The organism is Streptomyces sp. NPDC050997 (genome assembly GCF_040660135.1).
In the GTDB taxonomy this organism is placed as follows: Bacteria; Actinomycetota; Actinomycetes; order Streptomycetales; family Streptomycetaceae; genus Streptomyces.
In genome coordinates this window covers 87,781-105,534 of the sequence record NZ_JBFAGK010000014.1, presented here as the reverse complement: position 1 = coordinate 105,534, position 17,754 = coordinate 87,781, and the positions used below count along the sequence as shown (strand labels likewise).

General features: G+C 70.9%; 16 protein-coding genes and 1 tRNA gene. 2 read left to right on the top strand and 15 right to left on the bottom strand.

Annotated elements, in window-relative coordinates; translation table 11 throughout:
* Positions 1-48: 48 nt before the first annotated feature.
* The 3 genes from AB0H86_RS28560 to AB0H86_RS28550 are packed head-to-tail and all read right to left on the bottom strand — an operon-like array spanning position 49 to position 2,222.
* Positions 49-423, bottom strand: a complete 375-nt coding sequence (locus tag AB0H86_RS28560) for a type II toxin-antitoxin system death-on-curing family toxin (RefSeq protein ID WP_362444708.1) — start codon at positions 421-423, stop codon at positions 49-51.
* Positions 420-620: a hypothetical protein gene (locus tag AB0H86_RS28555; protein ID WP_362444705.1), complete on the bottom strand. Its 201-nt coding sequence runs from the start codon at positions 618-620 to the stop codon at positions 420-422. The genes AB0H86_RS28560 and AB0H86_RS28555 overlap by 4 nt, the downstream gene beginning before the upstream one ends.
* A 54-nt stretch (positions 621-674) precedes the next feature.
* Positions 675-2,222, bottom strand: coding sequence for an MFS transporter (locus AB0H86_RS28550; protein ID WP_362444702.1), 1,548 nt, complete (start codon positions 2,220-2,222; stop codon positions 675-677).
* A gap of 214 nt (positions 2,223-2,436) precedes the next feature.
* Between AB0H86_RS28550 and AB0H86_RS28545 the strand changes: the two genes are divergently transcribed.
* Positions 2,437-2,511: transfer RNA gene (locus AB0H86_RS28545), tRNA-Cys, on the top strand.
* 56 nt (positions 2,512-2,567) lie between these two features.
* Here AB0H86_RS28545 and AB0H86_RS28540 read toward each other — a convergent pair.
* The 12 genes from AB0H86_RS28540 to AB0H86_RS28485 all read right to left on the bottom strand — a co-directional run bounded on the left by AB0H86_RS28540 (position 2,568) and on the right by AB0H86_RS28485 (position 16,139).
* Positions 2,568-3,050 carry a GNAT family N-acetyltransferase gene (locus tag AB0H86_RS28540; protein WP_362444699.1) on the bottom strand — a complete coding sequence of 161 codons (483 nt, stop codon included), beginning with the start codon at positions 3,048-3,050 and terminating at the stop codon, positions 2,568-2,570.
* A gap of 73 nt (positions 3,051-3,123) precedes the next feature.
* The gene (locus AB0H86_RS28535; RefSeq protein WP_362444696.1) at positions 3,124-4,284 is read right to left on the bottom strand and encodes an SUKH-4 family immunity protein; all 1,161 of its coding nucleotides are present in this window, start codon (positions 4,282-4,284) and stop codon (positions 3,124-3,126) included.
* Between the two features lie 195 nt (positions 4,285-4,479).
* Complete coding sequence (locus tag AB0H86_RS28530; protein WP_362444693.1) at positions 4,480-4,617, bottom strand: hypothetical protein; 138 nt, start codon at positions 4,615-4,617, stop codon at positions 4,480-4,482.
* Entirely contained in the window at positions 4,614-6,923 is a 2,310-nt protein-coding gene (locus AB0H86_RS28525) for a molybdopterin cofactor-binding domain-containing protein (protein ID WP_362444690.1), read from the bottom strand. The genes AB0H86_RS28530 and AB0H86_RS28525 overlap by 4 nt, the downstream gene beginning before the upstream one ends.
* Positions 6,920-9,019 (bottom strand): 2Fe-2S iron-sulfur cluster-binding protein, encoded by a 2,100-nt coding sequence (locus AB0H86_RS28520; RefSeq protein ID WP_362444687.1) that lies wholly within the window; start codon positions 9,017-9,019, stop codon positions 6,920-6,922. Before AB0H86_RS28520 ends, AB0H86_RS28525 begins: the two co-directional genes overlap by 4 nt.
* Complete coding sequence (locus tag AB0H86_RS28515) at positions 9,016-9,909, bottom strand: FAD binding domain-containing protein (protein ID WP_362444684.1); 894 nt, start codon at positions 9,907-9,909, stop codon at positions 9,016-9,018. Before AB0H86_RS28515 ends, AB0H86_RS28520 begins: the two co-directional genes overlap by 4 nt.
* Before the next feature lie 225 nt (positions 9,910-10,134).
* On the bottom strand, positions 10,135-11,775 hold the full coding sequence (locus AB0H86_RS28510) for a beta-N-acetylhexosaminidase (RefSeq protein ID WP_362445066.1): 1,641 nt from the start codon (positions 11,773-11,775) through the stop codon (positions 10,135-10,137).
* A 58-nt stretch (positions 11,776-11,833) separates the two neighbouring features.
* Positions 11,834-12,679 carry a carbohydrate ABC transporter permease gene (locus AB0H86_RS28505; protein ID WP_362444681.1) on the bottom strand — a complete coding sequence of 282 codons (846 nt, stop codon included), beginning with the start codon at positions 12,677-12,679 and terminating at the stop codon, positions 11,834-11,836.
* On the bottom strand, positions 12,676-13,566 hold the full coding sequence (locus tag AB0H86_RS28500; RefSeq protein WP_362444678.1) for a sugar ABC transporter permease: 891 nt from the start codon (positions 13,564-13,566) through the stop codon (positions 12,676-12,678). Before AB0H86_RS28500 ends, AB0H86_RS28505 begins: the two co-directional genes overlap by 4 nt.
* A 110-nt stretch (positions 13,567-13,676) precedes the next feature.
* Positions 13,677-14,972: an extracellular solute-binding protein gene (locus AB0H86_RS28495; protein WP_362444675.1), complete on the bottom strand. Its 1,296-nt coding sequence runs from the start codon at positions 14,970-14,972 to the stop codon at positions 13,677-13,679.
* 267 nt (positions 14,973-15,239) lie between these two features.
* Positions 15,240-15,536 carry a DUF3039 domain-containing protein gene (locus AB0H86_RS28490; RefSeq protein WP_030666896.1) on the bottom strand — a complete coding sequence of 99 codons (297 nt, stop codon included), beginning with the start codon at positions 15,534-15,536 and terminating at the stop codon, positions 15,240-15,242.
* A gap of 30 nt (positions 15,537-15,566) precedes the next feature.
* On the bottom strand, positions 15,567-16,139 hold the full coding sequence (locus AB0H86_RS28485; RefSeq protein WP_362444672.1) for a YqgE/AlgH family protein: 573 nt from the start codon (positions 16,137-16,139) through the stop codon (positions 15,567-15,569).
* A gap of 309 nt (positions 16,140-16,448) precedes the next feature.
* On the opposite strand from AB0H86_RS28485, the gene murA reads away from it, so the two are divergent.
* Positions 16,449-17,754 (top strand): UDP-N-acetylglucosamine 1-carboxyvinyltransferase (gene murA, locus AB0H86_RS28480; protein WP_362444669.1); only part of this gene is annotated, 1,306 nt, incomplete at its 3' end.

Sequence of the window (17,754 nt, the reverse complement as noted above, 5' to 3'; positions counted from 1 at the left end):
CGCGTCAACACACGGACAAGCCCGGGTGAGCGGCGGGTGGGACCCACATCACAACTCCCGCAGCCGCCCCGCGATGCCCCCGACATCGCTCTCCACTCCGGACGCCACATCGATGACCAGCGCGTACGCCGCGTCGTGGTCCACGTCGTCGAGATCGACACCGTTGAGAGCGAGGAAGGTCGCGGCGGCCAGCCACGCGGTGCGCTTGTTGCCGTCGACGAGGGGGTGGTTGGTGGCGAGGGCGTGCAGCAGCGCGGCGGCCTGCTCGTACGGCTCCTGGTAGGCGGCCGTACCGAACATCCGGGCACGCGGCCGGTGCACGGCCGAGGCCAACAGCCCCGGTGCGCGGGCCTCGGGCGTGCGCCCGCCGAAGGCGACCTCGGCGAGGGCGGTGACCTCCGCGACGGTGAGGTGCCGGGTCATTCGCCGAGCCTGCGCAGCAGATCGGCGTGCGCCACGGCAAGCCGCTCCCCTACGGCGCGCACCCGCACAAGTTCCTCGTCCAGATACCTGGCTACGGCCTCCCGCGCGAGGGCCTCCGGCGGGCGGCCGCACGCGTCGGCGATGTCGTCGAGGGCCTGACCGGCGAGGGGATCGAGACGAAGGCTGATCTCACGCATGGCGGGAGACTACGGGCCGCGATCACATCGATTCGACTCCTTTCCTTTTACGTCTCACCGCTCCCGCAGCCGCGTGGTCACCCAGGCCCCCACCAGCGCCACCCCGGCCATCGGCAGGAACACCGCGGCGAAGGCTGCGGGATGTGTACCGGTCGACTCCGTGACCGTGTGGCTGACGGTGCCGCCGCCCAGGGCCGCGAAGGCCGCGCCGCCCGCCGAGAGCAGGACCACGTTGGCCAGGCCGTCGGAGATCTGGAGGGCGGCGGAGTTGGTGCCGGCCTCCTCCGGGGCGGAGAGGTGGAGCAGGAGCACGCTGGACGAGGAGATCACCAGGCCCATGCCGAGGCAGCCGAAGGCCCACGCGACGGCCACGGTCCAGGCGGGCACGGAGTCGATCAGCACGCTCGGCGCGCCGGCTATCGCGGCGGCCACCAGCACCATCCCGATCGTCATCAGCCGTTCCCGGTACGGCTCCACGCGCGCCCGGGACTGCACCCACGACCCCAGCGCCCACGTCCCGCCGCCCGCCGCGAGGGAGAACCCGGCCAGTGTCGGGGACAGCCCCCGTTGGGTGACCAGCATCAGAGGTACGAAGGACTCGGCCGCGACGAAGGACCCCGCGGCGACCCCGCGCAGCAGCACGACGGACGGCAGCCCGCGCGCCGCCCGGTACGTTCCTCGAGGCAGCAGCCCCAGTGCCGCCGGCACGAGCAGCACGGCACCCGCGACACCGGGGACCAGCGAGATCCACCGCAGGTCCTGCGCGGCGTACTGGAGGAGCCCCGCACCGAGGGAGATCCCGAACGCGAGCCGAATCCGCCGCCGGTCGAAGGAGGCACGGCCTCGCACGGCCCGCCCACGCTTCCCTGAACCACTGCGGCTGTCGCTGCGGTTGTCGGCGTCGGCGTCGGCGTCGGCGTCGGCGTCGGCGTCGGCGTCGGCGAACGCGGGGGTGACCGGACCGGCCGCCCGCCGTCGTATCTGAGGCAGTGCGAGCGCCAGGGGAAACACCACCAGCACCGGAATCCCGACGAACACCCAACGCCAGCCGAGATGCTCGGTCACCGCGCCCGAGGCAAGCGGCCCGACGATCGACGGCACGACCCAACTCGCGGCGAAAGCCGCCATGATGGCCGGCCGCAACCGCCCGGGATACGCCCGCCCCACGACGACGTACAACGCGACGATCACCAGCCCGCCCCCGAGCCCCTGCACGGCCCGCCCGAGGATGAACAGCCACATCGTGGTCGCCGTCCCCGCCACCAGCAGCCCCGCGGCGAAGGCGGCGATCCCCGTGGTCAGCGCCCCGAGCGGCCCCCGCCGGTCCGACCACTGCCCGGCGAGCACCATCCCGAACAGGCTGGTCGTGAAGTACCCCGAGAACGCGAACGCGTACAACGACAGCCCGTCCAGCTCCCGCGCCGCGACCGGCATCGCCGTCCCCACCGCCGTCGCCTCGAACGCGATCAGCAGCACGACGGAGACGATGCCGATGCTCAGCGCCCGATACGGACGGCTCAGCACGGTCTCGTCCCGCGGACTGCCGGGAGACGAGGCTGCGGTGTCCGCGACACCGGTGTCACGGGGTTCCAGGGCGGTCATGGTCGCCAGCGTAAGAGCCACGAACCGCTTTGACCCCTGTCTGAAGCCTGCCCCGACCTGAGACTTTGGTCGTACGACCACACCAGCCCCACCCCTGTTCATGAACGCGGTATGGCAGTCCCGTTGCAGCCCCCGCCTTTCCCTTGAGCCCCCTCCCCACCACGCCATACGGTCGTTCCACCGGTTCGGAACAAGCACCACGCTCCACCGACACGGCCGTGTGCCCGAGTGGTTCAGGGGCTCGCCTGCAAAGCGAGTTACGTGGGTTCGAATCCCGCCACGGCCTCCATCGCCTGACCAGGCGGAACGAAAGAGGCGCGCCCTGCGGGGTGGCGCCTCGCCGGGTTACGAGGTCGGGCCGTTGATCCGCGCCTGCAGCAGGCGTGGGGAGTTCTCGAATCCTCCGCGGGTGTACGCCGGTATCGCTCGGGATGACGAGTGGACCGTGACTCGTTCGAGGCCCAGGGCGCGGGCGGTGGACAGGGTCGCGTCGATGAGGCGGCCGCCGAGGCCGGTGTTGCGGGCCTCGGGGACGACGTACACGCACTGCAGGTCGCCGGAGGCTCGGTTCAGGGCGTGGGGGGTCGGGACGCGGGGGAGGATCGCGAGCCAGGCCATGCCGATGATCTCGGTGTCCCGGACCAGGACCATGCAGCGGTGCGAGGACGTGTTCTCAGCGGCCCAGGTGACGAAGTGCCGTACGAAGTCGGCGCGGTCGAGGGTCTTGGGGGCGGTGCCGTTCTCGACGATCCAGCGCCAGCGGAGTTCGGCGACCGTACCCAGTTCGCCGGGTTCGGCCTGGCGGACGGTGATGTTCTCCACCTGCACCTTCGGGGTCTCCCTTTCTGCCGAGCGGGGTCAGAGCACCTTGCCGTGCGGGGTCAGCACCTGCCGTGCGGGATCAGAGCACCCCGCTCTCCTCGTTCTGGAACAGCTTGGTCCAGTAGTGCCAGTCGGCGGCGGCCGTGGTTGCCGCCGGGTCGATCGCCGACAGGAGCTGAATCATCGTCATGGCGACCTGGGCGTAGCGATTGCGGGTCAGTTCGTGGGCGAGCGCCCCGTCGATCGTTCTCTCCCGGTGCAACAGCCAGAGCGTGAAGGCGAGGGTGGAGACGTCGGTGTTCAGCGGGTGCAGGGTGGCGTCGGGCTCGCTCCAGTGCAGGACCGCGCCCGTCTCGCCGTCGACGACGAGGCTGTTGTCCTCGACGAGGTGGCCGAGGCGTATCAGGTGGTCGGCGCGGGCCGGGAGGCTGTCCGCCCGCTCGCCGGCGCAGCTCTCGGCGAGGGTCGGCAGCTGCATGTCCGTGTCGAGGCAGAACAGGGTGCCGTCGTCGGGCAGGCCGGTCTCGCGCAGGAAACGGCGGGTCGGCTCGTGCGTGAGCGTGGTGGGGAAGTCGATGTCCTCGAAGCGCATCACCTTGCCCCGGCCGAACTCCTGGTCCAGGAGACGGGGCGGGAGGTCCAGGGCGAGTCCGTCCTCCGAGCCCGGGCCCGCCACCAGGGCCAGCGGACGGATCAGGGCCGCGATCTTCCAGAACGTGGGCACCTCGGCGCCCATGTCCTCCTCGAACACCGCCAGCAGTTGCCGCGTGGCATCCTCGACCACCGTCGGTCCGAAACGGCCGGCGTAGGAGGCGAACTGGCCGCGCCGCCGGGTCAGTTCGTCCGTCGCCGTCGCGAAACGCACCAGGGTGGGCAGCGAGGGCGCCAGCGGGGCGCGGTCCATCAGGCCGGGACGGGCGTGGAAGAAGGACGCCGTCGAGACCTCGCCGGTGGCGCCGTCGAGCAGAAGCGACTCCGTCTCGTTCCCGTCCAGGCCGGTCAGTCCGCCCAGCACCAGCTGGTCGCGCAGGTCGGCCGCCGGCCTGTCCGGGGCGCCGGTCGAGTCCGCCACCCTCCGCAGGCCCTTCCGGCGCAGCCCGGCGAAGGTGAACAGGCCGCTGTCACCGGGCAGTCCGGGGCCCGTCAGCCAGCGGCGCGTCGACGCGTGCGTGACGTAGGGATCCAGTTCGGCCTCGGTCAGTCTGATCGTCGCCGGGCCGGCGTCGGTCGTCGTACTCATGATGTTCCCCCGCGTGTACGTGCTCACAGTCCCCGCGCAGGGCACGCCCGGCCCGACCAGCTTCGGCAGCCGTCCCCACTGCCCAGAACACTACGCGCCACCACTGACAACGCCCCGGACCAGAGACGATCAGGCCATCCTGGCCCGTTCTCGTCCCGCCCCGCCCCGATGGCGCCCCGCATCACACCCCGCGCATCACGCGAAGTACACGCCCCCCACCACGACCACGACCGCCGCCACCACGAACAGCAGGATCCACAGCGCCAACTTCCCCACGCCGGGCGGAGGTTCGTAGCGGGGCTGACCTCCCTGACCGGGCTGGGGCGTGCTCACTGGCCGGTCACCACCGCCGCCTGCGGGCGGATCGGGAGTCGGTTCACGGGGCGGCCCGTCGCGGCGCGGACCGCGGAGGCGATCGCCGCGGGGGACGTCACCACGGGGACCGCGCTGACCGCCTTCGCGCCGAAGGGGGCGACCACGTCACGTTCCTCGACCAGCTTCACGATCCGGATGTCCGGGGCGTCCAGGGCCGTCGGCAGGGCGTACCCGGTGAGGTCCGGGTGGCGGATCACCCCGCGGTTGCTGCGCAGGTTCTCGGTGAGCGCGACGCCCACGCCCTGCGTGACGCCCGCCTCGATGCGTGCCGCCAGCTGGGCCGGGTTCAGTATCCGGCCGACGTCCTGGGCGAGCGCCAGCTCCACCACGCGTACCGAGCCCAGCTCGATGTCGACGTCCACGACGGCCCGGATCGCGCAGAAGGCGAGCCCCACGAAGGCGTCGCCCTGGCCGGTCTCGTCCAGCGGTTCGGTCGGATGCGGGCGGCACTGGGCCGTCGCCCACAGCTCCTTGCCGTCCATCGCCTCGGTGACGGTGGTCGACAACACGCCGTCGTACGAGGTGATCTTGCCGTCGGTGATCTGGAGCAGCTCCGTGGACATGCCGAACTTGTGCGCCAGGGGCTGCAGCAGTTGCGTACGGACCATCTTGGCCGCGCGTTCCACCGCACCGCCCGACACCCAGGTGTGGCGGCCCCGGCAGCTCGGGCCGGCCGGTGGCTGGTCGGTGTCGACGGGGGCCACGTGGACCTCGTCGATGCCGAGGGTCTCCTGGACGATCTGCCGGGCCAGTGTGGTGAAGCCCTGGCCGGTCTCCACCGCCGCGCACAGCACCGTCGCGACGCCGTCCTGGACCCGGACGGTGGCTGTGGAGACCTCGTCCGCGCCCTCGGCGCCCAGCATGTGCACCATGCCCAGGCCGTAGCCGACGCCCCGGCGCACCGCGCCCGGTTCGCCCGCGCCCTCGGGGCCGCCGGGCAGCAGCCACTGGTCCTCTGGCGTGTCCTTGGGAAGCGCCGGAAGCGGGAAGTCCCGTACGGCCTGCAGGAGTTCGGCGACCGGTGCGGGGCAGGTCACCGTCTGGCCGGTCGGGAGAACGTCCCCCGTGGCCATCACGTTGCGCAGCCGCAGCTCCGCCGGGTCGACGCCGAGCTTCTTCGCCAGCTTGTCCATCTGCGCCTCGTAGGCGGCGCACACCTGCATCGCGCCCTCGCCGCGCACATGGCCGGAGGGCGGGTTGTTGGTGCGCACGGCCCAGCCCTCGATGAAGGCGTTCGGGACGACGTACGGACCGCAGGCGAACGAGACCGCGGCGGCCAGCGACTCGGACGAGGTGTCCGCGTACGCGCCCGCGTCGAGCAGGATCTGTGCCTCGACCTTCACCAACCTGCCGTCGGCGTCCGCGTGGTGGCGGTACCTCAGCAACGTCGGATGCCGGTGGGCGTGACCCAGGAAGGATTCCTCACGAGTCGCGGTGATCTTGACCGGGCAGCCGGTCCGGAGCGCCAGCAGACCCAGCGGGAGCTGGAAGCCCTGGTCCTCGCGGTCCGCGGTGGCGCCGGGCACACCGGTGACGACGACCTTCACGCGCTCCGGTTCCAGGCCGTAGCAGGCGGCCGCGGTGTCGCGGTCGGTGTGCGGGTCCGTGGAGGCCACGTACAGTTCCACGCCGCCGTCGGGTCGCGGCACGGCGAGTCCGGCCTCGGCGCCGATCGGGGCCGGATCCTGGCGGCCGATGCGGTACAGGCCCTCGACCACGATGTCGCCGACCGCGTCCGGGTCGCCGTGGCGCAGCGGGATGTGCCGGATCAGGTTGCCGTCGGGGTGCAACGCCTCGGCCTCGAACGCCTGCTCGGGGTCGGTCACCGGGTCGAGCACCTCGTACTCGACGATGACGGCGGCCGCGGCCATCCGCGCGGTGTCGGGGTGGTCGGCGGCGACGGCCGCGATGGGCTCGCCGTGGTGACGTACGACCTCGGAGGCGAAGACCGGACGGTCGGGTCTGCCGCGGCCGTGCAGCGCGCTGCCGGGCACGTCCTCGTGCGTGACGACGGCTCGTACGCCGGGCATCTCACGCGCGTGGGAGGTGTCGATGGACAGGATGCGCGCGTGCGGGTGCGGGGAGCGCAGCACGGCCGCCCACAGCAGGCCCTCGGCCCACAGGTCGGCCGCGTACGGGAAGGTTCCCTCGGCTTTGGCGCGGGCCTCGGCGGCCGTCAGGGACACACCGAGGCCGTGCGGGATCGGCTCGGGGGCGGCTGCTGCCTCCGCGGCGGTGGTCGCGGTCGCGGCTTCGTTGCTCACGCCTGGCCTCCGTCCTGGCCCTGTCCGTACGCCTGGTCGTGGTCGGCCGGTTCGAACGCCGACCGGTGGACGCCGCCGGCGCCCGGTCCCGCCTGGTGCGGGATACGTGCCTCGTCCGCGTCCGTCTCGGCGTCCGCCTCGGAGTGTGACTCGCGTTCCGCGACGACCTCCTGGACGGCGTCCACGACGCCCCGGTAGCCGGAGCAGCGGCAGAGGTTGCCGCACAGGGCCTGCCGGGTCTCCATCTCGGTCGGCGCCGGGTTGCCCTCCAGCAGGTCGTGCACGGTCATCGCCATGCCCGGCACGCAGAAGCCGCACTGCACCGCGCCGCACTTCGCGAGCGCCCGCTGCACGTCCGAGGGCTGCCCGTCGACGGCCAGTCCCTCGACGGTACGGACCTCGCTGCCCGCCGCGGTCACGCCCGGGACCAGGCAGGACGCGACGAGCCGGCCGTCGACCTGGATGTTGCAGGCCCCGCACTCGCCCTGCGAGCAGCCGTCCTTGGCGCCCGCGAGGCCGAGCCGCTCACGCAGCACGTAGAGCAGCGACTCACCGATCCAGGCGTCGGTGACGGGGCGTTCGGCGCCGTTGACCCGCAGGACGTAGGAGGCGAGCGGGTGTTCCTCGCCCGGGTGCGCGGGTGCACCTTCGTCCGCCTCCGGGTCGGCCGCGGGGTCCTCGTCCGCGGGCCCGGCGGCGGGCTCCGGCCCGGGCTCCGCGTCGGTGGCGGCGCCGGGCGCGGACGCGGAGGCCTCCGCGGCGGCATCGGCGGCCCTCTCGGCGGCCGCTACGGCCCTTTGGGCGCGCTCTTCCGCCTCAATGGCCTCACCAGGCCCGTGAGCGCGCTGCGCGGAGGCTACGGCGGTCTCGGCGGGCTCTTCCGTGGACGCCTCGCCGTGCTGCCGCTCGGGCGGGAACGGCTGAGGGTGCTCGGACGTACGGGCGGGCGGCGGCTCGGGGTCGAGCGAGCGCGGCGGCTCGTGCCCGGTCGGGCGCGGCTCCACGGGCGCGTAGTCCTCGGACGCGTAGTCCTCGGACGCGTAGTCCTCGGGCGCGGGCCGCTCCTGGGCGTGGAACGCTTCGGGCGCCTCGGGAGCGTACGCGTCGGCCGCGCGCGCCTGTGGGGCGAGGTGCTCCGGCTGGTGCTGCTCGGGTGTGTGGTGTTCAGGCGCGTGATGCTCGTGCGGGTGCGGTTCCCGCGCGCGCGGGACGGACGGCACGCCGCCGTGTGTCTCGTACTGTTCGCGCGCGCCCCCGAAAGTCCCCGACCGATCGAGCCCGGACCAGACGTCCGTCGGCTGATCGTGCCCGTGGCCGACCCCGGCCGAGGGGTCGTACGCGGAGCCGGTCCCGGGGCCCGAAGGCCGGCCGTGCGCGTACTCGGAACCCACCGGGCGGTCGGGCGCGGGCCCCGTCGGCTGCCCGTACCCGGTGGGCTGTCCGGCCTCATGCCCGGTTCCGTGGCCGTGGCCGTGGTCCTGGTCCGTCGGCTGGTCCGACGTTCCGGGCGGCTGCCCCCAGGGCTGCCCCGCCGGCTCCGTCGCCCAGGGGGCGGAAGCGCCGCCGGGCAGGGTGGCCGGCGGAGTGCCGCCCCACTGCTCGACCAGGGCCGAGGTGGTGAACTCGCCGGATTCGTCCGGGAGGTCGCCGTCGGCGACCGGGATCGACCACTGGCCGGTGACATCGTGCCCCTGCGCCGCGGCCGCCCGCGCGGCTTCCGCCGCGCCCGTCTCCTCGAAGTTCCACTGCCCGGTGGAGCCCGGGTTGTACGTGAACCGGTCGTCGCCGGTGGTGTGGGGCACCGCGTTCGGGTCGGGCCACTGGGCGTTCTCGACGGGCGCGGGCGGCATCGCCCAGGTGCCCGCGGCCGCCGGGTCGGTGCCCGCGGTGGTGGCCGGGTTGACCGTTATCTGCGGCGGCACATAGCCGTGACCGGGCGCGGCGAGCGGACTGTCGGCGGAGGCCAGGAGGGCCTCGATGCCCCCTTCGGGGAGTTTCACGAAGGCGGTGGCGCCGTCGTCGTAGTCGCCCTGGGGCAACGGGTCCCAGCGGCCCGCGCTCCGGGGCGTGCCCTCTTCGTGCTGGTCGTCGGTCACGACAGCGCCCTCCCGAGTGCTCGTCGGGCCAGCGCGGCGACGGTGCGCCGCAGGTGCAGTACGGCGGGCGGAAGTTGCTGTACGGAGCCGTCCTCGGCCGGGACCGGGTCGGGGATACAGGCCGCGGCGACGTACTCACCGAAGGCGCTGAGTGCCTCCGGGACGAGGGCACGGCTGTTGTCCCAGTCGATCAGCCCGGCGACCCACTGCTCGGCCTGCAGGGGCCTGAGGGCCATCGGCGCTATGGCCCCGACGGCGCACCGGACACCACGCCGGGCGGGGTCCAGGACGAGGGCCACGGAGGCGACGGCACGCCCGGGCCCGGTGCGGCCGGTGGCCTTGAGGAAGACCTGCGGCGCGTGCAGGAGCGGCACGCGTACGAAGCCGATGAGTTCACCGGCGCGCAACATGTCCATGCCGGCCAGCAGGTGCGACACCGGGATCTCCCGGCGGGCTCCGCCCTGGCCCGCGATGATCAGTGTCGCCTCCAGGGCGGCCAGTACCGGGAGCGCGTCCCCCGTGGGGGCGGCCGAGGCGATGTTGCCGCCCAGGGTGCCCGCGTTACGGATCTGCGGCGGGCCGGCGGCGCGCGCGGAGGCCGCGAGCGCCGGGATCAGGGCGGCGAAGTCGGGACGGCCCATCCGCGCGTGGGTGAGGCCCGCGCCGAGCAGGGCGTGACCGTCCTGGTACTGCCAGCCGCGGATCTCGCTGATCTTGCCGAGGCCGACCAGCGCGGCGGGCCTGAGCTGCCCGGAGTTGACGGCGGCCATCAGGTCGGTGCCGCCCGCCACCGGCACGGCTGCGGGCATGGCGGTGAGCGCCGCCACTGCCTCGTCCAACGTCGTGGGCAGGGTGACGGCCTGCGCCGCCTGCGGTGCGTGCGTGGTCAAACCGGCTGCCCCTTCCCGCTGCCCCACCTGGTCCCACCTGTGTTGCCGTACGGTACGTGCTGACAGGGCGGACGTGGCAACTCTGGCACATCTTCGCAGGACCCGAAGACGGGGGTCCGCTAGGAGGCATTCGCCCACCTCACCAGGGAGATGAACCGTTTTCGCGCGGCATCATCCGTGCGTACCGATTGACACTCTTCCGTGACCCTTGGCGGGTTTTCTCCCCTACCTGTTCGGAGGCGTGCCCTCGATCGGCCGGCCGAGCACTCCGGGCCGTCGCTGCCACGGCAACGGCCCCGTGGGTGGCCGGTAACCGACACCCAGGGCGTCAAGTCGCCGGTAGTGGGCGGTCATCCGCCGCTCGAAGTCGGCGAAGTCCCGTTCCGCGGTTGCGGGCAGAGTGCTCCAGGCGACCTCGGCGAAGGCGGCGAGCCTCGGGAACGTCTGGTAGTCGACGCGCCCGGAATCCTCCATCACCTCGGTCCACACGTTGGCCTGCGTACCGAGGACACGCCGCGCCTCGTCCGCCGTCAACTCCGGTGGAACGGGCTCGAACCGGTAGACGTCCTCCAGGGTGCGCACGTACCCGATGGGGACCGGCTCGTCCGGGCCCGCGTGCTGCCGGTGGTCCAGATACACCTGCTGCTCGGGGCACATGACGACGTCGTGGCCGGCGCGGGCCGCCGCGATGCCGCCCTCGTAGCCGCGCCACGACGACACGGCGGCCCCTTCGGCGAGCCCGCCCTCCAGGATCTCGTCCCAGCCGATGAGCCTGCGCCCGCGCGCGGAGAGCCACTTGTCGAAGTGTCCGATGAACCAGGACTGCAACCCGTCCTCGTCGGCGAGACCGAGTTCCTCGATACGGGCCTGTGCGGTGGGCGAGAGCCGCCACTGGTCCTTGAGGCATTCGTCGCCGCCGACGTGAAGGAACGCCGAGAACTCTGCGGTGTCCGCGGGGAACAGCTCCAGCAGTTCCTCGAACACCCCCTCGTAGAACCGCAGGGTGTTGTCAGTGGGGGCGAGTACGTTCTCAGAGATGCCCCAGCTGTCCCAGACCGAGAGGGAGGTCGTGTCGATGACGTCGGTGTTGCCAAGTTCCGGGTACGCCGTGATGGCGGCCTGCGAGTGTCCCGGTACGTCGATTTCGGGGACGACGGTGATATGCCGCTCCGCCGCGTAGGCGACGATCTCCCGGATGTCGTCCTGGGTGTAGAAGCCACCGTGCGGCTTCTCCTCCCACAGCGGTGAGGCCCGGTGGCCGAATTTCGTGCGCGCCCGCCAGGAGCCGGTCTCGGTCAGCTTAGGGAATCGCTTGATCTCTACGCGCCAGCCCTGGTCGTCCGTCAAGTGGAAGTGGAGGACGTTGAGTTTGTGCGCGGCCATCAGATCGAGGTAGCGCAGGACACCGTCCTTGGGCATGAAGTGCCGGGCCACGTCCAGCATGAGGCCGCGCCACCGGAAGCGGGGGCCGTCCTCGATCGTGACCTCCGCGAGGTTCCAGTCCCGGCCTGGCCGCACCGGAGCCCGTCGGTAGGCGTCGGGGCCGAGCAGTTGCCGGAAGGTCTGCGCACCCCAGAAGACACCGGCCGCGCTGCCGCCCTGGATCAGGATCGCGGGGCCGTCGACGACCATGCGGTAGCCCTCCGGGGGCAGGTCCGGCTCGATGCTCAGCGCGAGGCGGCCCTCGCGGTCGCCGCCGTCCGGACGGCCGCCGCTGTCCGGAAGGGGGAAGCCGGTCGCCGCGCCGACCGTCGCCCGCAGCCAGCGCGCGACGCCCTCGGTGCCGGGTCCGGCCTCCAGCCGGGTCCCCGCGTCCAGACGCCCGTGGCCCTGCTGGGTGTGGACGATGTGCCGCGGCGCCGGAATCAGTTGCGCCGTATCCCCCGTAACCGCGGGTCCCGTCGTTTTCGTCGTTGAACTCACGTCAGTCCTTGACCGCTCCGCCCAGCCCCGAGACCAGGCGTCGCTGTACGAGTACGAAGAAGATCAGTACCGGAATCGTCATCACCGTGGAGGCCGCCATCACACCGCCCCAGTCCGGGTCGTCCGGCTTGTAGAAGACCAGCAGGGCCATGGGCAGGGTCGACTGGGAGGTGTCGCTGATGATGAACGACTTGGCGAACAGGAAGTCGTTCCATGCCGAGATGAAGGAAAACACGCTGGTGGCCACCAACCCGGGGAAGACCAGCGGGAAAAGGATCTGCCACAGGAATCGCGCGCGGCTCGCCCCGTCGATGTACGCGGCCTCCTCCAGTGCCTCCGGTACGGCTTTCACGAAACCGCGCAGCATCCAGATCGCGAAGGGCAGCGAGAAGGCGATGTGCGGCAGGATCAGCGAACCCAGTGTGTTCAGCTGCCCGGCATCCCGCATGAGGAAGAACAAGGGGATCGTCAGGGCCTCGACGGGCACCATCTGGGCCACCAGAAACATGATCAGCAGCGTGGTCCGGAAGCGGAACCGGAATCTGGTCACCGCGGTCGCCGCGAGAAACGCGACCAGCGCCGAGACGATCACCACACTGCACGCCACGACAAGGCTGTTGAGGAAGTACCGGCCGAATTCCTGCTGTTCGAACACGCGCCGGAAGGAGTCCAGTGACGGGGACAGAGTCCAGGGCCTCGGCTCGGCCGACTCGATTTCCCCGGCCGGTTTGAAGGCGCTGAGCACCATCCAGTACAGGGGGAACGCGACGACGACCGCGATCAGCAGGGCGGAGGTCTCGGCGGCCAGCCGCCACGGGCGCCGCAGTTGCTGTCGTAGGAGATTCACAGTTCCTCCCCCTGCCGGCGCAGCAACCGCAGGTACACGAGCGTGACCGCGAGCAGGATCAGCAGCATCACCACGCCGATCGCCGAACCGAGGCTGTACTGCGAGGACGCGAACGCCTGTTGATAGGCATACACGTTCAGTACGAGGTTCTGGCCGGCGATGCCGCCGCCGTTCGTCATGACGTAGATCTGCGTGAAGACCTTGAAGTCCCAGATCACCGACTGGATGGTGACGACGGTGAGGATCGGCCGGAGCATCGGCGCGAGCACGGACCGCCAGATACGCCACTGTGAGGCGCCGTCCAGGGCCGCGGCCTCCAGGACCTCGCTCGGGACGGCACGGATACCGGCGTAGACCGTCACCATCACGAACGGGAAGGAGCACCACACCACTTCGAGCAGGACCAGGAAGAAGGCGCTGATCCGGCCGTACGTCCAGGAGTGGTCGCCCAGGCCCAGGACCCGGTTGACCGGGCCGAAGTCGGGGTCGAAGAGGAACAGCCACACCGTGGAGCCGGTGATGGCGGGGGTCGCCCACGCGCCCAGCGCGGCCAGCATCAGCGCGAGCCGGGGTACCGCCCGCACCCGCGTGAGCAGCACGGCCAGCGCGCAGCCGACGGCGAGCGTCGAGACGACACAGGCCGCCGCGAAGAGGACCGTCGCCAGCAGCACCTGCCAGAACTGGTCGTCGGCGAACAGCTCGGCGTAGTTCCCGAACCCCCGGAAGGTGGTCGGTTCGCCGCCGCTGACCTGGGCCTGGGTGTACTGGAGGAACGAGATCAGACCGAGCTGGTAGATGGGGTAGACGAGCAGTCCGCCGAGGATCACCAGTGCAGGAGCGAGGTAGAGCCAGGGGGCCTTTTGACTCTGTGCACCCCAACCCCCCAAGGGGCGCGGGGCTGTGTTGAATTTGCGGCTACCGCCGCGTGGGCGCGACCAGCCACGAACTACCGGCACGCGCAAACGATCCGCACCCCCCGAGTTCTCAGGCACCGGCGTCACCCGGCGGAGCCGAACGCGTCGTTCATCTTCTTCGCCGCGTCCTTCGAGGCCGCGGCCACCTCCTTCTTGCCGCTGATGACCTCCTGGAACATGGTCGGCAGGACCAGCGAGGAGTCGATCTGCGCCCAGGCGGGCGAGGCGGGGACGAACTTGGTGCCCGCCGCGAGGGTCTGCGCGAAGGGCTTCACATACGGCTCCTTCGCCGCGGCCTGCTGCCGTACGTCCGCGAAGGTCGGCAGGAAGCCCATCGCGTCGAAGAGTTCGGACTGTGTCTTCTTCGAGGCGAGCTGTTCCATCAGGTCGATCGCCAGGGTGCGGTGCGAGGTGCTCTTCAGGACGCCGATGTTGTTGCCGCCCGCGAACGCCGGCGCGATCGAGCCGGAGGCCACGCCCGGCAGCGGCACGACCGCGTACTCGCCCTTCACCTTGCCGGCCTCCACGGCGGTGTGGCTGAAGTCGCCGCCGATCGCCATGCCCGCCTTGCCGGCCGCGAACGCGGTGATCGTGTCGTTGCCTCCCATGCCCGCGCACTTGGCGGCGGGACAGTTGTCGTCGCCGAAGAGGGACGTGTACGCCTTGATGCCCTTCTGGGCGGCCGCGCTGTCGATCGCGGAGGCGTACGAGCCTCCCTTGCCGGCGGCGAGTTCACCGCCGTTGGCCCAGATGAACGGCATCGCGCCGTACGTGTAGGCACCGCCGACGACCAGGCCGTAGAGGTCGGGTCTCGCGGTGCGGATCTGGCGGGCCGTGGTGGCGAGTTCGGCCATCGTCTTCGGGACCGCGAGGCCGAGTTCCTTGAACACGTCGGTGCGGTAGTAGAGGGCGCGGACGCCGACGTAGAAGGGAGCGCCGTAGATCTTGCCGTCCACGGTGACCGACTGCTTCGCGGTGGGGTCGGTGGCCTTGGCCTCGCTCCAGTCGCCGAACTCCTTGGTGACGTCGAGGAGTCCGCCGTCCTTCACATAGCCGGCCGTGTCGGTGTTGCCGTACTCGATGACGTCGGGGGCGGACCCGGGGTCGTTGAAGGCGGCCTTGACGCGCTGGGCGCGGGTGTCGATCGGGATGTACTCGACAGCGACCTTGGTGCCCTTGTGGGCCTTCTCGAAGGCGTCGACGACGGAGTCGACGACCTTCTCCTTCGGTTTGTTGCCGACCTCCTGGAAGAGCCAGACCCGCAGGGTGCCGGTCTTCTCGTCCTTGTCGGAGGAGGTGTTGTCGGAAGTCTGGGGGGCGCAGGCGGTGACGACGACAGTGGCGGCCAGCAGTACGGCCAGTCGGGGGGCGAGCTTCATGGAGTGATTCCTCCGAGCGTGCGTTGCAACATATGCAATGACGGTTTCGCTCTGCACAACACCACGGAGGCTAAGGACTACCTGAACCTGTCCACAAGAGGTCTCAACCACTTCGTGACCGATGACGGCACGGAAGGGAGCACGGAAGGGGACACGGAAGGGGCGGAGAGAAACACCCAAGGGCACCGCGAGACGGCGCCGGACGCGCGAAGGCCCCGAGGGCGCCATGTGGCGCCCCGGGGCCTTCGGAACCTCAGCCGGACAGGGCTACTTGTCGCCGCCCTTGTCCTTGTCGTCTCCGCCGGAGCCCATGGACTCGTAGATCTCCTTGCACATGGGACACACCGGGTACTTCTTCGGGTCGCGGCCCGGCACCCAGACCTTGCCGCACAGCGCCACGACGGGGGTACCGTCGAGGGCGCTCGCCATGATCTTGTCCTTCTGGACGTAGTGGGCGAAGCGCTCGTGGTCGCCGTCGCCGTGGGACACCTGCGGCGTCGGCTCTACGAGTGTCCCCGTCCCAGTGCCTCGCTGCGGCTGGGTCTCTGGCTCAAGAGTGCTCATGAAAACCAAGGGTACTGAAGCTCACACCCATCAGTTGAGCGAAGGGTCGTCCGGGTACGTCGCCACCATCGCGAGCTCGTTGCGCTGGCGGCGCAGGACCTCGCGCCAGAGCCTCTCGGGCGACGGGGAGGAAACGTCACCGGGCTCCGACTCGACGACGTACCACGCCCCCTCCACCAGCTCGTCCTCCAGCTGGCCCGGGCCCCAGCCGGCGTAACCGGCGAAGATCCGCAGACTGCCCAGGGCCGAGGCGAGGAGTTCCGGCGGGGCCTCCAGGTCGACCAGACCGATCGCACCGTGCACCCGACGCCAGCCCAGCGGGGCCCGGTCGACGGCACCGCCGCCGGGGATGACGGCGACACCCAGCGCCGAGTCCAGGGACACCGGGCCGCCCTGGAAGACGACACCGGGGTCACCGGTGAGGTCCGCCCAGCCCTCCAGGATGTCGCCGACGTCCACCGGAGTGGGCCGGTTGAGGACGACGCCGAGGGAGCCCTCCTCGTCGTGGTCGAGAAGGAGCACCACCGCACGGTCGAAGTTCGGGTCCGCCAGGGCGGGCGTTGCCACGAGCAACCGCCCTGTGAGCGAGGACACCTCGGTCATGGCAGACATGATCCCGCATCTTGCGGTGCGGTGGGGAGCCAATCGGGGTTCGCGAGTGAATGCGGCCGTGAATCGAAGGAGCGGCCTGGTAAAGCCCCGTTTGAGGGTGGCGGTGGGAGACGGGTGGGTGCGAAGGTGCATCCCACGCGCACCAACCACGGCGGTGACCCCATGTGCCCGACGGGGAACGGATCGTGTTGTGACAGAGCTATGACGGACCTGGGTGGTCCTTGGGCTTACAGAAGGGGGGTGGGCGGCGATTACCCTTTCCCTTCTGGCCCCTGCCCCCCTCATCGGAACGCGAGATACATGACCGTCAACGACGATGTCCTGCTTGTCCACGGCGGAACCCCGCTGGAGGGCGAGATCCGTGTCCGTGGTGCGAAGAACCTCGTACCCAAGGCCATGGTCGCCGCCCTGCTGGGCAGCGAGCCGAGTCGACTGCGCAACGTTCCGGACATCCGTGACGTACGTGTCGTACGCGGACTGCTGCAACTGCACGGGGTGACGGTCCGTCCGGGTGAGGAGCCGGGCGAGCTGGTGATGGATCCGACCCATGTCGAGAGCGCGAACGTCGCTGACATCGATGCCCACGCGGGATCGTCGCGCATCCCGATCCTCCTCTGCGGTCCGCTGCTGCACCGCCTCGGGCACGCCTTCATCCCCGGCCTCGGCGGCTGCGACATCGGCGGGCGGCCCATCGACTTCCACTTCGAGGTGCTGCGGCAGTTCGGCGCGACGATCGAGAAGCGGGCGGACGGTCAGTTCCTGGAGGCGCCGCGGCGGCTGCGCGGTACGAAGATCCGGCTGCCGTACCCGTCCGTCGGCGCGACCGAGCAGGTTCTGCTGACGGCCGTGCTCGCCGAAGGTGTCACCGAGCTCTCGAACGCGGCCGTGGAGCCGGAGATCGAGGACCTCATCTGCGTCCTGCAGAAAATGGGCGCCATCATCGCGATGGACACCGACCGCACGATCCGCGTCACCGGTGTGGACCAACTCGGCGGCTACGACCACGGCGCCCTGCCGGACCGCCTGGAGGCCGCCTCCTGGGCGTCCGCCGCGCTCGCCACCGAGGGCAACATCTACGTCCGCGGCGCCCAGCAGCGTTCGATGATGACGTTCCTCAACACCTACCGGAAGGTGGGCGGTGCCTTCCGGATCGACGACGAGGGCATCCGCTTCTGGCACCCCGGGGGCCAGTTGAAGTCCATCGCCCTCGAAACGGACGTGCACCCCGGTTTCCAGACGGACTGGCAGCAGCCCCTGGTGGTGGCGCTCACGCAGGCGACCGGCCTGTCCATCGTCCACGAGACGGTGTACGAGTCCCGGCTGGGCTTCACGTCCGCGCTGAACCAGATGGGTGCTCACATCCAGCTCTACCGCGAGTGCCTGGGCGGCTCCCACTGCCGCTTCGGACAGCGCAACTTCCTGCACTCCGCGGTCGTGTCGGGCCCCACCAAGCTCCAGGGCGCCGACCTGGTCATCCCCGACCTGCGCGGCGGCTTCTCGTACCTCATCGCCGCCCTGGCGGCCCAGGGCACCTCCCGGGTCCACGGCATCGACCTCATCAACCGGGGCTACGAGAACTTCATGGAGAAGCTCGTAGAGCTGGGCG

Bases quoted from the DNA above. Each gene is read 5' to 3' on its own strand.
- AB0H86_RS28560 (WP_362444708.1), bottom strand. From the start codon at position 423: ATGACCCGGCACCTCACCGTCGCGGAGGTCACCGCCCTCGCCGAGGTC.
- AB0H86_RS28555 (WP_362444705.1), bottom strand. From the start codon at position 620: ATGCGTGAGATCAGCCTTCGTCTCGATCCCCTCGCCGGTCAGGCCCTC.
- AB0H86_RS28550 (WP_362444702.1), bottom strand. From the start codon at position 2,222: ATGACCGCCCTGGAACCCCGTGACACCGGTGTCGCGGACACCGCAGCC.
- AB0H86_RS28535 (WP_362444696.1), bottom strand. From the start codon at position 4,284: ATGAGTACGACGACCGACGCCGGCCCGGCGACGATCAGACTGACCGAG.
- AB0H86_RS28495 (WP_362444675.1), bottom strand. From the start codon at position 14,972: ATGAAGCTCGCCCCCCGACTGGCCGTACTGCTGGCCGCCACTGTCGTC.
- AB0H86_RS28490 (WP_030666896.1), bottom strand. From the start codon at position 15,536: ATGAGCACTCTTGAGCCAGAGACCCAGCCGCAGCGAGGCACTGGGACG.
- AB0H86_RS28485 (WP_362444672.1), bottom strand. From the start codon at position 16,139: ATGACCGAGGTGTCCTCGCTCACAGGGCGGTTGCTCGTGGCAACGCCC.